This window comes from Pseudoalteromonas piscicida (assembly GCF_002744175.1).
GTDB lineage: Bacteria > Pseudomonadota > Gammaproteobacteria > Enterobacterales > Alteromonadaceae > Pseudoalteromonas > Pseudoalteromonas piscicida_B.
The window spans coordinates 63,821-77,374 of record NZ_NKHF01000018.1 but is presented as its reverse complement, the minus strand read 5'-3'; the positions used below and the strand labels follow the sequence as shown (position 1 = coordinate 77,374).

Below are 13,554 nucleotides of genomic sequence, written 5' to 3'. Positions count from 1 at the left end.
TGTCACCGCTAATAACACTGAGCAGGTATGAGGTGAAGAGATTAAAAGCATCTGCGGAATTTACTGTGGGTGTCATCGTTATTGGCAAGTCTTTCGTAGTTTATTCAGCCTATGCAGATGAAGGTAGGGTGTTAGTTTTACTCTTTAGTGAGCGCACTTTATTACTGGCGAATGGTGAAGTCATAGAGACGGAGTATTATTTGAATGAATTTGGTGCTCTTGCTAAAAGCTTAGCCGATGCTGATCACAAATAGGTATTGGCATCTCCAAGGGGTAATGTGGCAGGGGTGGACCAAAAGTCGCTCTCTGTTGATTATTTTGATAGTGACGAAGAACAATTTCAAAGCATCAAAAAATTTATTGCTAGCCTGCCAGATATAAATGATACGGCTAGTTTTAGCGAGTGCGGGCCTAGGCAAATTTGATGCGGTATTTATACCCGCAGGACACGCGCCGCTAATTGATTTGGCAATGTAATCATATCTACCGAATATAAACAAATGAGGAATTAACCATGCTTAATTTTGTATTTAAGAACCAAACAGAAATCCTCTTTGGTAAAGGCCAAATGAGCGAAGTAACATCAAGACTGCCACAACAAGCGAAGTATTACTATTATACGGTGGTGGATCGATTAAAAAGAACGGAGTTTACGACCAAGCGATGAGTGCGCTGGCGGATGTTGAGGTTATAGAGTTTGCGGGCGTTGAACCCAACCCAACATACGAGACACTAATGCAAGCAGTTGAAACTGCAAAGCAAAATAAGGTGAACTTCATTCTTGCTGTTGGCGGCGGCAGTGTGATTGATGGTGCGAAGTTTGTCGCTGCGGCGTACAATTTTGACGGTGAGCCTTGGGATATTTTGGTGAAAGGTGCAAGCTTTACTAATCCATTACCAATTGGGGCTGTGCTTACTTTACCGGCGACGGGCTCCGAGAGCAACGGCAATTCTGTGGTTACGAAAAAGGCGACTTCACAAAAGCGCGCGTTCTCATCACCAACCGTACAGCCTCAGTTTGCGGTACTTGACCCAGAATACACTTACTCGTTGCCACCTCGACAAGTAAGCAATGGTGTTGTTGATGCGTTTGTGCATGTTATTGAACAATATTTGACTTACCCTGTAAACGCACCATTGCAAGACAGGTTTGCTGAGGGCATTTTACATACTCTGATCAGCGAAGGCCCTAAGGCGCTGAGCGAGCCTGAAAATTATGACGTCAGAGCAAATGTGATGTGGTCTGCGACTATGGCGCTAAATGGCCTCATTGGACAAGGCGTTCCGCAGGATTGGTCAACGCATATGATAGGCCATGAGTTGACTGCACTGTACAACCTTGATCACGCGCAAACGCTGGCGATTGTATTACCAGCAGTAATGTACGTGCAAAGAGAGAAAAAGGCCGAGAAAATTCAGCAGCTAGGTGAACGTGTATTTGGCTTGCACTCAGAGGATAAAGCGGTATTAATTGATCAAACGATTAAAGCCGTGCAAGATTTTTTTGAAGCTATGGCAGTCAAAACCCGTTTGTCTGATTACGGACTTAATGAAAAAGCTGTACATGAAGCCGTCGCCAACCTAGAAAAAAATGGTATGACAGCGCTCGGCGAACATGGTGATATTGACCTAGCAAAGGCCAAAGAAATTTTAATGCTAGCGCTATAAATTTTATTCAACGAATAACGCTACTTTCTGGTATAAGATGGTCAAGTTATGTTGACCATCTTAGTATATTTTCCTACTAGAGGCTTCTTAGCTGGTCGATGACTGCTTGGATTTTGTCAAACTTGGTTTGTTTATACTCTGCTTCAGCTTGCGCTTTTTTACGCTCCCAGTACTGTGCATCATCAGGATATTGTGGTTCTACCACATAAGAGGCTAAATAATTGCCGTATGGATCTTTTAACCAACATTTATACTCAACAATTTGCGAATATGGGTCGGGTGCTTCACAGCCGCTGCGAAGTGGTAAATCCGCCTGTTTTTTCTTGGTAAGCATATTGCTCAGTTGATCAGCCAAAGTTCTTGCCGCCGTCACCACTGTAGACTTAGGCACCTGTCCTGCAAGGTGGCGTTCGGTATATACAGCCACAACAACTGAAGCTGCAAGCGCATAGGTATCTGCTAAATAGAAGAAGTCATCGTTATAGCGGCTGTTTAAAGCGCGATGATTAATTAAGTCATTGGCCTTTAGCAATAATCCACCTAATAAAACCGCGTCTTCGCCTTTGTATCTTACCGTATCTCCGTAGTGTTTTAGACTTGCCTCAACACTTCTAAATTCAGAGATAAAGTCGAACTCAGCGTCGCGTACAATTTCCTCTCTCACACGCTCTTGGATGGCTTGAAGACTCTCTTCGCTTAGCATAACGTATTGTGGCCCGCCAGAACCAAACACCGCGTCTGCCAATAATGAGCCGAAGCCCGAGAGTAATTTGCTTTTTACTTTATCTAAAATTTGCTCACCGATAGTGGCTGTTTTTTCTTCTTGTTCTGTAGCGCCAACAGAAAACGTTGCACTACATAAAGTCATGCTAACAATTGCGGCGATTGAATGAAGCTTCATAGAAATAATCCTTATTAATTAATACATCTATTTTGATTGACTATCACTCTTTTGGGTTGCTTTTGTATTTGCGGTCAATCCAAAAAGCTTAGTCTCGATCATCGTATTTTAGGATTGTTAAAGAATTATTAAAATTGTGGTTTGAGTTTGACTGAATTAATCGATACATTGCGTTATTGAGTAACAGCCGAACTTGGCGTATCACCTCTGTTCGGCTGCATAGCATAATGCTTACCTACTTTGAGTTAGCTAGCTGCAAAGCAAGTTGCTGAATCATCACAAAGGCTTCACTGTGTGGTTCATGATTGTCATCACCATTGCTAAGTAGAATGACGCCATTTTTTGTTTCTATATCACCAATCATTTGTGACATTACGCCTGGGTCTGAACCATCATGATGAATCCAGTTGCCATCTAGCTCCCAAAAATAACCGATATCTCTACTTGGCACGGGAACGTCTGTTTGAGGGCTGAGCATATCCTCAACTGCGTCCTTTGAAAGGCGCTGTTGTCCATCAACTTTGCCTCCATTCATACTTGCAATAAGATATATAGCAAGATCATTTGCAGTCGAAATAGCCGACCCATCAGGGTATGTGATAGCCCCATAATCTGGCATGGCAAAGAGTTGTTCGTCATCGGTAGAATAAACAAAGCGAGTAGCAACATTTCCTGCGGTTTTGCCAACTCCCCAGTGACTATTTAGCATTGAAAGCGGAGTGAATATATAATTTTGAGCTAACAACGTAAATGGCTGTTGTGACTTCACCTCTAATGCATAGGCAGCCAATGCCGTTGCTATATTTGAATACACATAAACTTCGTTGGTTTTGTATCCATACTGACTCGTAAAGTTAACTTCTTGATACTTACCTGAAGCACTCAAAGGCCTATGCGGACAGGCATATTAATTTTCACGGACAGCCATGTTAATTAGTAATGGTTGGGTTTTTCTTATGTTTAACCATCTATAAAGTTCAGTTATTTATCCTTGTTATTCAAACAAGTATGTACCTAAATTTAAGTTCGAGCATTTAATTATTTGCATCTATACTTCGTAAATATACGGTAGTTAAAAGCTGGTTTTGTATGCCTATACTTTTACTCCTTTTTTTTATCAGTGCCTTTGCGTTAGCGGCACCAGCTTCAAAAGAGGAAATTCTGTCTGCGGAAGGTGAACAACAAATCATCTTGCTAAATGAGTATTTAAAGCAGCATGCCCAAACAGATGCGAGGGGGGCGTTAGCATTAATAGAGCAAATAGACCCAAGCGCTGAGCGAGACCCACATTCTAAAACCAGTGTAGAGTTAGATTTATGGAAAGGAGTTGCTTTTAAGTATGTAGGGCGAAAGCAAGATGCATTAGAGTTTATGAATCGAGCGGTAAGCCAGTCTCGGTTACGGTCATATTTGGAGCTTCAAGGGGAAGCATTAAAGCAGCGTGCATACTTTTATATGGAGCAGTCAAAATTCAAGCTTGCGCTTGAAGATGCAATGGCAGCGTATGCGTTGGTTGAAAGTCGTAAAGATATGAATGAATTGCCGGTTATCTCCGTACTAATTGGCGATATTCACAATGATCAGGCACTTTATTCTATTTCGTACAAGTGATATCAAGAAGCGCACGCTCAGTACCAGCAAGTCGGAGATCAACTTGGTGAAATTCGTGCATTGGACCGGATTGGTTCAACATTTCGTGCAGTGGGAGATTTCGATAATGCGCTGCATTATAGACTTCAGGCTGTAGAGGGGCAGTTGAAGTATGGATCTAAGCGAGGCCAAGCGACAGTCTTAAATAACACCGCAACAATATATAAAGATTTGGGTCGCTATGATGAAGCCATAGAGATGCACAAACGCTCTCTTGCACTCAAAGAAGAGCTTGGGTACGAGCGTGGAATGGTTTATTCATACAACAACCTTGGCGAGACTTACCGGCTCAGCGGAGACTTTAAAAGTGCCAAACTCTACTTGCACAAAGCTCAAGAATTAGCAACAAAGCTAGATAACCCAATGTTGCTTGGTGCAACGAATCTATATTTAGGTCGCATAGCACTTGCTGAGTCTCGCTACCAAGATGCTGAACGCTTTTTAACCGACGCCATGTATACCTATCGCAGGAGGAATAGTGTTACTCGGCTTGCTGAAGGGTTAACGGAGCAAGCAAATTTAGCGTTTGCACAGGAGCAGTACAAAAAAGCCGAAACGTTATACATGGAAGCGATTGACTATGCTCAGCAATCACAAAAGAATGTGGTTTTGCTCAATGCCTATGAATCACTCTCACAAATGTATGCAGAACTTAATAATTATAAGTCCGCGTTTGAAATGCAAAAGCGCTATCAAGCGAGCCGAGATAGCCTCTTTGATGCCAATAGCCAACAGCGCATCGAGATGTTGATTGTACAAAATCAAATCCAAGAAACACAACGGCATTTATCCTTCTTAAAGCAACAGGCACAGCTTACTGAGTCGAAGCTCAAGCATAAAATTGCAAATCGTAATTTAATGATTTTAGGTGTTTTAACCTTAGTTGCTCTCGTTGGTTACTTTTACAGCCGCAGAGTACACAAGCGCGAATTGGCATTGTTATCGCGAAGCCATGCAGCTATTGCTGAAAAGGAGCAAAAACTTAGCTTGGCGCTGTGGGCCAGTGGTGATGTATTGTGGAGTTGGGATGTAAAAAATAAAATCATTTCCAGAGAAAATGCAGGGCGACTAGATGCACTCCCTGAAGGACAAGTTGACCCTTCTTGGGAAGCATATAGATCATTCGTCCATGAAGAAGACTTCGACAGATTAATAGCGCAACTGGAAGCCGTAAAGTCAAATCAAGAGGATGCATTCGAAGTGTCCTACCGAGTTAAAAATAAGGCAGGTGAGTGGGCTTGGGTTCAAGACAAAGGGAAGGTTGTAGAGACGGACGAAGTCGGCGCGCCAAAAAAAGTCGCAGGGATCCAGCACGACATTACTATTTTAAAGCAACAGGAAGCAGACTTAGTGGTTTTGAACACCGAATTGGAGATGCGTGTTAAGCAAAGAACGCATGATTTAGTTGAAACACTAGATAAACTAAAGGTCACCCAACAAAGTTTGGTAGAAGCCGAAAAAATGGCGGCGTTGGGTGCTTTGGTTGCAGGCCTTGCCCACGAAATAAACACTCCTTTAGGTACAGCGATGACAGCAATAACGCATTTAGAGGCAGAGCTTGCACAGCTCAAAGACAAAATTGCTTCGCAGTCGTTGACGAAAAGTAATCTACAGTCAGGACTTGACGGGATCACGTCTGGAAAAGATATTGTGCTCAAAGGGGTGGAGCGGGCTATTGGGTTAGTGCAACAGTTTAAGCGAGTGTCTGTTTCTGGCACGGAAACCGAAGTGGCTAAAGCCCCATTTGGAGAATTGGTAGAAACCGCTTTTAGATGTGCTAAATCTAATAATGGCGAGCCTGACAATATTGAGCTTTGCGTGAATCAAGACGGAGAGGTAGCAACATATCTTGATCCACTAATGCAAGTGTTAGAGCTATTACTTAGTAATGCCATACAGCATGCTAAGCCTAAAACAGCCCTTATCATTCACGCTGCATTTCATGAATATGACACGTATTTTGAAGTGGTAATAGAGGACAATGGGGTCGGGGTAGAGGCTGATATTCGCAACAAGATATTTGAGCCGTTTTACACATCAATGCGTCATGCCGGCAGTGTTGGTCTTGGGCTAAATATTGTATTTAACTTAGTGGTGCAATTGCTCGGCGGCGAAATACATTGTGAGGCGTCTCAATTAGGGGGCGCAAAATTTCGCTTTTCTATAGCTAAAAATGTCGACAAAGTAAGTGCGCGTTCACTGCAATCAGAATCGGAGTAAATCACCTGAACTCGGCACCACTCCTTGTTCTCTAGTGGCTGCTACCCCTTACTACCTCAGTCAATTTGTTTGCAATAGATAAGCTATTGACGCACAAATTTGCCTTGTATTAAAAAATAGCTTCTAGCTTGCGTGATATTGCATGTTTGAGCTTATGCATTTTAGTTGATTAACTTATTTTTATTCCGGGTTCAGGTTAAATAAACACAGTCAAACTTAGGGGCTTTGCTTTATTTTTTCTATCCGTTGTTCAAAACTAGGATGCGAGCTCAACCAACTATGCGGCTCATCGGTTTCGCTTGCTAACTTTTCAAATATGGTGACCATGGCGCTGCCATTTCCGTATAACTTGGTGAGTGCTTGGTGAGCATAACGGTCAGCCTCCAACTCTGCTTGCTGAGAGTAACTTTGATTAATGCCCAATATGGCACCTTGCATCATGATGTCTGAGAGTGCAGAAATATCCCCAAGCACAACACTTAGGCTCACAAACACAATAGAAGAACTAACGAGTGACTCCATAACGTGGTTATGTTCCACATGGCCAATTTCATGAAGTAACACGGCGCTGAGCTCTGGTTGGGTTGTGGCAAGTTTTACCATACTGTCGGTGATCACTATGGTGCCGTTGGTCAATGCCATCGCGTTTGGCCTATCTTTCCATTGCCTAAATTCAAGCTTAAAATCTCGTTCAGCGTGGGTATCAGCACCAAGCAATGAGACGAACAACGCGCGTATTTCCTGCTGTTTTATCTCACTGAGGTTTGATTCAGAAAACTCCGAGTTATCTAGTTCATCCAGGCTGCCTTCATCGATAACTTGGTAGATTTGTTTGGGTAATGAAGCTGAGATTTCCTCAGCTAGAAATGGCACACCTTTAGTATAAAATTGGTAACCACTAAATAAAACGACCACTACAGTGGCCGCTATAATCCAGAGCCACTGCGTTTGTTTAGACTGTCTGATTTTGCTGTGTATCTTGGAGCTCATCGAGTACTTCTCGCATTACGTCAATGTTGTATTTTCTGACTATTTTTTGGCTATTGAATAATTGAGGTAATTCAATCAAGCATACTAAGATCAACAGTATCCAACCGTAATAAAGGATCAGTGCGAGTCCGACCAGCATGAGCACCAAATTAATAGCACCGCGTGTGGTTTTACCAAGATAAAAGTGATGCAAACCAGCTGCAAAGAAGTAATTTAGCACGGCATAAGTATCTGGGTCTTTAACAAGCTGCTCTTCAAGCTGATAATATTGTTTTCGTGCTTCAGGACTGAGTTGAGCAACTTGCTTCCTGAGCGTTTCTTCGTGTTCTCTTAGTGCTATTTCATCCATGTGGAACTCCTAGGGTAGAGGATCTGACTTAACCTCAATACAATCGGGGTCATTACAGCGGCGAATACGAGAAAAACCAATGCGCGCCCCCTTGAAAACGCCATATTTCTCGATTGCTTGATACGTGTATTCAGAACATGATGGGGTAAAATTACAGCTTAGATTGAAGTGTGCTTTTGCTCCACCATTCGCTTGATAGCGGCGAATGGCAGAAAGTGCAAATCGTTTAAGCACGCTTACGCCCAAGCGTTAAGATCACGGCTTCACGGCTCCAAAAAAGCATAAAGCGTTTGTTTTCGATAACTTGGAAAACAAGCTGCCAGCCGTCTTGAGCTTCCATATTAAGGGTTGCTTCTAGCTTTTTTAATGGTAACCCGCTAGAGCCAAGTAAAAGTGTGCCACAGCCACCTTCAACTACGTGGATAACTTTATATTCGTCGTATTGAGTCATAATACATCCCTGATTTAATTAGAATTAAAGAAACTTTATTTTATAGTAGCCAAATTATAGCGACAAGCGCTAATTACAGTTTTTAAGGCAAGTTTGATATCAGGCATAAAGAAAGCAAGACGACAAACCAAGTGACCAGTCGACAACAGCTTTGGCATGCAGAGCGGTGGTGTCGTATAGTGGCACCGCTGTATGCGTTTGCTGAACGAGTAAACCGATTTCGGTACAGCCTAAGATCACACCTTCCGCGCCTTGCTGGTGAAGGGAGTCGATGATGCTTAAATAGGCCGTTCTTGAATTTGCTTTTATTTCGCCGCGACACAGCTCACTATAAATAATAGTGTGAATTATAGCTTGTTGTTCGCTATTAGGTGTGACCACTTCAATATTATGGAGGTTTTGCAGTCTGGCTTTATAAAACTCTTGTTGCATTGTAAATTCAGTGCCTAGTAGTGCGACGCGGTTAACCTTATCTTGTTTGAGCTGCGTAGCGGTTGCATCTGCAATATGAAGTACAGGCAGGCCCGAAGTGGCGCTAATTTCTTCGGCTACTTTGTGCATGGTGTTGGTGCAGATAACGATAGCGTCTGAACCTGCGAGCCTTAGGGAAGTCGCAGCATCACCTAAAATTTCACTCATGGTGTTCCAGTCGCCAACAGCTTGGAGTTTGGCAACTTCGGCAAAGTCAACACTAAACAAGCATAGTTGAGCGCTGTGCAGGCCTCCAAGTTTATTCTTTACGGTTTGATTGATAAGCCGATAGTAGCTTTGTGTCGACTCCCAACTCATACCACCGATTAGTCCAAGTTGTTTCATTGCCATGTCCTCTGTATTTGCCTCAATCCCAATATAGTGTAGCTTTATAGGCTTGTTCACCAGAATAAAATTGTAACATTGTTAACATTGACAGGGTCACAACAGCTTATTATTGTTTCATTTCTGAATACATAAAATAAAAAAGGAAAAACATTGTTTAAGTATTTGTCTTCATTAGTGGCGACGGCCGCGGTTCTTTGCTCTGTTAGCGTGAAAGCTGAAGTAACCGTCGGTGGTGGTTATCAGTATGGTGGGGTAGTCGGTGTGAAATATGCTAAGACCACTGGGGATCATATTGCCTTTGCCTCAATAGGGTTAATTGGTGGGGCTGTTGGCTATCAATATATTTTAACGGCTGACCGTAAACACACTATGGGGGTTGCGGTAGGAAGCGAGATAATTACCAGTGAAAAAGGCTTTGCTGCGTTAACCTATAATTATTATTCTCAAGGGGCTGACAAGTCAGGTTGGACTTGGGGGGGAAGTCTCGGTGCGAGACGAGAGGACAACGGTATCTTTTTTTCTGACTCCGGTAAAAGAGAAACTAAAACACTGATAGGTCTTCATTTAGGCTACCGCTTCTAATCGGTTTATGCAGGGAGTGTTTACTCCACTCCCTGTGAGATTCATCGTCGTGTACTCTCTCACCTTATTAGGCCTGCAACTCTTCGGTTTACTTTACTCTGGCGCCGTTTGCGTTTTCTTTGCCACCATAAATATAACCCTGAAAAACCAAGCAAAACAGGCGCAGCTCCCATAATGCACCAAATAATTTTACTCGGTAAGCCCGCAAAGTGACCAAAATGAAGCTTTCGAAAGCTATCAACCAGCCTGTCTAACATTGATGCCGTACGAATATCATATGCAAACGTTTGTTCGCCAGATTGGGCATCGAAGCTAACGGTGGCCGCATAGTTACTAATAAATGGATTTGCGTCGTTTACGCTACCAAAGATTGTGATGTTTTTTTGTTCTGGTTCAAACGGAAATAACCAGTAGGTTGGTTTTAAGCCGTCAACCACTTGATGACTTTGTTGCATCATTGCATCAAAGTCGAGCGCACGGTTAAACATGGCTTGATTTACTACATGTGGCACTTCTTCTTGGTGTTCAAAAGCTTCGTGATAATATTCAACGGCATTAAAATATACTCCAGTTATGCCAAGCGCAAGCAATACCGGTGCACTCCAAATCCCGATTAGTTTATGTAACTCACTCATTACGATAAGCCGCGGGGCACTTCTTCTAAAGCTAAAAAAGCGTCGCCAAAAACGGCGATAAATGATTAATCCAGAAATACCCAGTAGGGTAAATAGAATAGCCACGACCAGACCGATAACTACTCCCATATGCGGGAAAGTTTCGCTGATATCATCAAGTAGCAAGGTATAGTGAAGATGCAGAATAAAGTCAGTAAAATCACTATGGATACCAACAGGCGTACTTAACATTTCTCCCGCATAGGGATCTAAATAGGTTTTAAACCAGGTATTCGTACCGTGCTTTAATAAATATACTCTATCAGCTTCGTAGCCATCATCGAATATCTCCCAGCTACCAATTTCATAATTTGGATGGACATTAGCGACGTAATGAACCAACTCATTCATCGTCTTACGTTGCACGTCTCGATCTTGATAGCTTAACGTTGCTTGCTCAGGGAGAAGTACACTATCTATTTCAAACTTAAAAACCAACATGCTACCCGTAATGGACATGATCACCAGTGGCAGCAACGCAATTAAGGCCATTGCACTGTGCCACTTAAAAAGCGTTTTACGCATAGTTCTCCTTTAAATTATAAAATCCTCTGCTTAGAGGGAATCACGAGGGAATCACGAGGGAATCACGGACACCCACCTAACGGGAATTACGGACACCGACCTCAAGCGTTCTCTGTGGAACAAATGGTAGCTGCTTGTCCGCAGCACAAAATATAAAAGACACCCACTATTAATTCTGAGTGGCTGTCCGTATTAATCAGTCTGTCCTAATCATATTTCCAAATCGATCGCTTCAACGGCACCTATCTTTGAAAGCAAATCACCAAACCACGGACATTCACCTTAAGCGTTCTCTGTAGAACAAATGGTTGCTGCTTGTCCGCAGCAAAATATAAAAGACACCAAAATATAAAAGACACCAAAATATAAAAGACACCCACTGTTAAAAATATAAAAGACACCCACTGTTAATGCCGGGAACCACGGACACCCACTGTTAATAATGAGTGGGTGTCTGTCTTAATGCCTTAATAATGAGTGGGTGTCTGTCTTAATGGTCTTAATGCCTCTGTCTTAATGCCGTTAATGCTCCTTCTGAACACTTTCTTTCTTAACACTTGAATTCAATTCAGCTTGCTTTGTGGTCGTGATTAAAACCGAGTGTGAAAACCTAAATCGATCTTTCGCTCTGCACCCATCCAACAGTTGCTCTGGTCATAGCAAGCTCCAACATATCGTTTATCGGCTAGGTTACTGACACTAAAGGTCATTCGCATATGCTCGTTTAGTTCATAATCCAATGCAATATCGAGCAGGGTATAGGATGGCACGGTATCGGTGTTGTATTTTCCAACGTAACTCTCACCAACATAGCGTATGCCTGTGCTTATTTTGAGTGCGCTAAATAGACTGGGATAGTAATTTAGCCAAACTGATGCCGTATTGTCTGCGACCCATACTAGACGCTTACCAATTAAATCTGGGTCGAGCTTATTCTTGGTGACTTCTTGGTCTAAGTATGTCGCGTTAATGAGTAAATCAACTTGGTTGTTAAAGGTATGCGTCGCCTCTATTTCTATGCCTTTAGATTTGATCTCGCCAGCTTGTGTTTTTGTGACAAAGTCTTGGCTATTAATGATTTCATTTTGTTTGCTTAATTCAAACGCCGCAATAGTAAGTTGGCTGTCACGGGCGTGATACTTTATGCCAATTTCCCATTGTTCGGCTTCGGTGGGATCAAAGGCTTCTTGAGTTACACTGTCTTCACCAGAGACGGGCTCAAACGACTGGCTGTAACTTATATAGGGGCGCCAACCAGATTCAAGTTGATAGAGTGCTGCAATGCGGCCAGTGAGTTGGCTGTCATCTATATTTGAATGTGTTTGCCACTGTGTCCCTGCGTAATCTTTGTCTGCGATGACATTACTAGAGAAGCTGTCGTACCTTAGGCCTGCTAATAGGGTCAAGGCTGATATTTTTACCTCATCTTGAATATAAAATGCGCGGTTGCTTTGTTCAATGTCGTGCGCTTCAGTATAGAAGTTTAATGGCAAAGCATTCACATCGAATACTCTGTAATTGGGAGCTGCCAAATCAATAGTTGGTGTGCCTGTCCCTAATGTGTCCCAATACCCAACTGTAGAGCTTAACGTTTTGTATTCAAACCCGAATAGTAGATGGTGCGAGGTGTGACCAAAGGTAAAGTTGGTCGATACTTGGTTATCAAGCACATAGCCGTGTTGCGCTTCGTCGGTTTTATAGGCGGAGCGGGCCAGCACTGAGTCACTTCCTGCAACCAAATTTTGGTTATAGGTATTGTGTTGTATGCCTTCAGAGTCGGTATAGCGCCAGTTGGTGAAAAGGGACCAATCGCTGGATAAGCGGTGCTCTATTTTCAATCCCGCCATGGTTGTTGTTCTGTTAAAGTTGGACCAATTAATATCGCCAGCGAACGCATCGGTATCTACATATCCATAGCTTGCTCTTGTGAGTGTTCCTACGCTATGTAAAGGAGTGGACGGAATTGCTTTAGGGTCATCCTGATAATAGAGGTGTGCGGTGAGTACCGTGTTACTACTGGGCTGAAAGCGCAATGAGGGCGCAAAAACAGTGCGTTTTTCTTCCGTGGTTTGCTGTTGACCATCACTTTTTCGAGATAACGCAATGGTACGATAACTGAGTTGGTCATTGAGCACACCAGCATGATCGATACCCAACTCTCGCAATGCATTGCTTCCTATTCGTAGTCGAACTTGAGTATGCTCCGAGCCGTTGGCCAGTTTGGCGATTTGATTGACCATGCCTCCAGGTGGAGCTGAGCCATATAATACTGAAGCCGGGCCTTTTAATACCTCGACGGTTTCGGTGGCAAACGCATCAACTTGGGGGTATAAATTCCACAGGTTATTAGATTGCAGCTCCAAGCCATCATAGTAATTTCGGTACGACTCGAAACCCCTGATCGTATATTGATCAAATATTGTGACTGTACTGCGGCTTTCTGGTGTGATCCCTGAAACATACCGAAGCGCGGCGTTTACAGAGTCAGCTTGCCTTAATTGCAGCGTATCCTGATCAATGTGTGAAATTGAAAAAGGAGCGTTGATCGGCGCTAAAGATGACTTTGTTCCTGTGCTTTTATATTGATCACCTTGAATTTCTATTCGTTCCAATTCATCACTTTTTTCAGCTTTCGCATTCGTTGTTTGCGAAAGTAGAGCAAGGCTCATTGCAATATAGAGCGCGTTTATTTTCATGGTTTTACCACTATAGATAATGAGAGTGA

Annotated in this window: 12 protein-coding genes and 2 pseudogenes; 5 read left to right on the top strand and 9 right to left on the bottom strand. The window is 42.8% G+C overall.

Annotation, left to right across the window (positions count from 1 at the left end; genetic code table 11):
- Together CEX98_RS04025 and CEX98_RS04020 are read left to right on the top strand one after the other, a co-directional pair.
- A pseudogene (locus CEX98_RS04025) lies at positions 1-254 on the top strand (hypothetical protein); the annotation flags it as partial.
- A gap of 260 nt (positions 255-514) precedes the next feature.
- A pseudogene (locus tag CEX98_RS04020) lies at positions 515-1,668 on the top strand (iron-containing alcohol dehydrogenase).
- 76 nt (positions 1,669-1,744) lie between these two features.
- On the opposite strand, the gene CEX98_RS04015 reads toward CEX98_RS04020, so the two are convergent.
- Both CEX98_RS04015 and CEX98_RS04010 read right to left on the bottom strand, forming a co-directional pair.
- A complete protein-coding gene (locus tag CEX98_RS04015; protein WP_099640834.1) occupies positions 1,745-2,569 on the bottom strand; it encodes a hypothetical protein in 825 nt (274 codons plus the stop codon).
- A gap of 235 nt (positions 2,570-2,804) precedes the next feature.
- Complete coding sequence (locus tag CEX98_RS04010; protein WP_099640833.1) at positions 2,805-3,455, bottom strand: serine hydrolase domain-containing protein; 651 nt, start codon at positions 3,453-3,455, stop codon at positions 2,805-2,807.
- A gap of 203 nt (positions 3,456-3,658) precedes the next feature.
- Here CEX98_RS04010 and CEX98_RS04005 point away from each other — a divergent pair, with 203 nt between their 5' ends.
- Positions 3,659-4,180 carry a hypothetical protein gene (locus CEX98_RS04005; RefSeq protein ID WP_099640832.1) on the top strand — a complete coding sequence of 174 codons (522 nt, stop codon included), beginning with the start codon at positions 3,659-3,661 and terminating at the stop codon, positions 4,178-4,180.
- Between the two features lie 60 nt (positions 4,181-4,240).
- On the top strand, positions 4,241-6,439 hold the full coding sequence (locus CEX98_RS04000) for a tetratricopeptide repeat protein (RefSeq protein WP_099640831.1): 2,199 nt from the start codon (positions 4,241-4,243) through the stop codon (positions 6,437-6,439).
- 216 nt (positions 6,440-6,655) lie between these two features.
- Here CEX98_RS04000 and CEX98_RS03995 read toward each other — a convergent pair whose 3' ends face one another.
- The 5 genes from CEX98_RS03995 to CEX98_RS03975 all read right to left on the bottom strand — a co-directional run bounded on the left by CEX98_RS03995 (position 6,656) and on the right by CEX98_RS03975 (position 9,045).
- Positions 6,656-7,429, bottom strand: coding sequence for a M48 family metallopeptidase (locus CEX98_RS03995; RefSeq protein WP_099640830.1), 774 nt, complete (start codon positions 7,427-7,429; stop codon positions 6,656-6,658).
- Entirely contained in the window at positions 7,392-7,778 is a 387-nt protein-coding gene (locus CEX98_RS03990; protein WP_099640829.1) for a hypothetical protein, read from the bottom strand. Before CEX98_RS03990 ends, CEX98_RS03995 begins: the two co-directional genes overlap by 38 nt.
- Before the next feature lie 9 nt (positions 7,779-7,787).
- Positions 7,788-8,012, bottom strand: a complete 225-nt coding sequence (yidD, locus tag CEX98_RS03985; protein WP_099640828.1) for a membrane protein insertion efficiency factor YidD — start codon at positions 8,010-8,012, stop codon at positions 7,788-7,790.
- A complete protein-coding gene (locus tag CEX98_RS03980; protein ID WP_010369821.1) occupies positions 8,005-8,229 on the bottom strand; it encodes a DUF4177 domain-containing protein in 225 nt (74 codons plus the stop codon). Before CEX98_RS03980 ends, yidD begins: the two co-directional genes overlap by 8 nt.
- 99 nt (positions 8,230-8,328) lie before the next feature.
- On the bottom strand, positions 8,329-9,045 hold the full coding sequence (locus CEX98_RS03975) for an aspartate/glutamate racemase family protein (RefSeq protein WP_099640827.1): 717 nt from the start codon (positions 9,043-9,045) through the stop codon (positions 8,329-8,331).
- Positions 9,046-9,198: 153 nt separating this feature from the next.
- Between CEX98_RS03975 and CEX98_RS03970 the strand changes: the two genes are divergently transcribed.
- The gene (locus tag CEX98_RS03970; RefSeq protein ID WP_099640826.1) at positions 9,199-9,630 is read left to right on the top strand and encodes a hypothetical protein; all 432 of its coding nucleotides are present in this window, start codon (positions 9,199-9,201) and stop codon (positions 9,628-9,630) included.
- A 59-nt stretch (positions 9,631-9,689) separates the two neighbouring features.
- On the opposite strand, the gene CEX98_RS03965 is transcribed toward CEX98_RS03970, so the two are convergent.
- Complete coding sequence (locus CEX98_RS03965; protein ID WP_099640825.1) at positions 9,690-10,829, bottom strand: PepSY-associated TM helix domain-containing protein; 1,140 nt, start codon at positions 10,827-10,829, stop codon at positions 9,690-9,692.
- A 590-nt stretch (positions 10,830-11,419) separates the two neighbouring features.
- Entirely contained in the window at positions 11,420-13,525 is a 2,106-nt protein-coding gene (locus tag CEX98_RS03960) for a TonB-dependent siderophore receptor (protein WP_099640824.1), read from the bottom strand.
- Positions 13,526-13,554 lie beyond the last annotated feature (29 nt).

Excerpts from the sequence above, each read along its gene's own strand:
- CEX98_RS03960 (WP_099640824.1), bottom strand. The coding sequence starts at position 13,525 with ATGAAAATAAACGCGCTCTATATTGCAATGAGCCTTGCTCTACTTTCG.
- CEX98_RS03965 (WP_099640825.1), bottom strand. The coding sequence starts at position 10,829 with ATGCGTAAAACGCTTTTTAAGTGGCACAGTGCAATGGCCTTAATTGCG.
- CEX98_RS03975 (WP_099640827.1), bottom strand. The coding sequence starts at position 9,045 with ATGAAACAACTTGGACTAATCGGTGGTATGAGTTGGGAGTCGACACAA.
- CEX98_RS04015 (WP_099640834.1), bottom strand. The coding sequence starts at position 2,569 with ATGAAGCTTCATTCAATCGCCGCAATTGTTAGCATGACTTTATGTAGT.
- CEX98_RS03990 (WP_099640829.1), bottom strand. The coding sequence starts at position 7,778 with ATGGATGAAATAGCACTAAGAGAACACGAAGAAACGCTCAGGAAGCAA.
- CEX98_RS03995 (WP_099640830.1), bottom strand. The coding sequence starts at position 7,429 with ATGAGCTCCAAGATACACAGCAAAATCAGACAGTCTAAACAAACGCAG.
- CEX98_RS03980 (WP_010369821.1), bottom strand. The coding sequence starts at position 8,229 with ATGACTCAATACGACGAATATAAAGTTATCCACGTAGTTGAAGGTGGC.
- CEX98_RS04005 (WP_099640832.1), top strand. The coding sequence starts at position 3,659 with ATGCCTATACTTTTACTCCTTTTTTTTATCAGTGCCTTTGCGTTAGCG.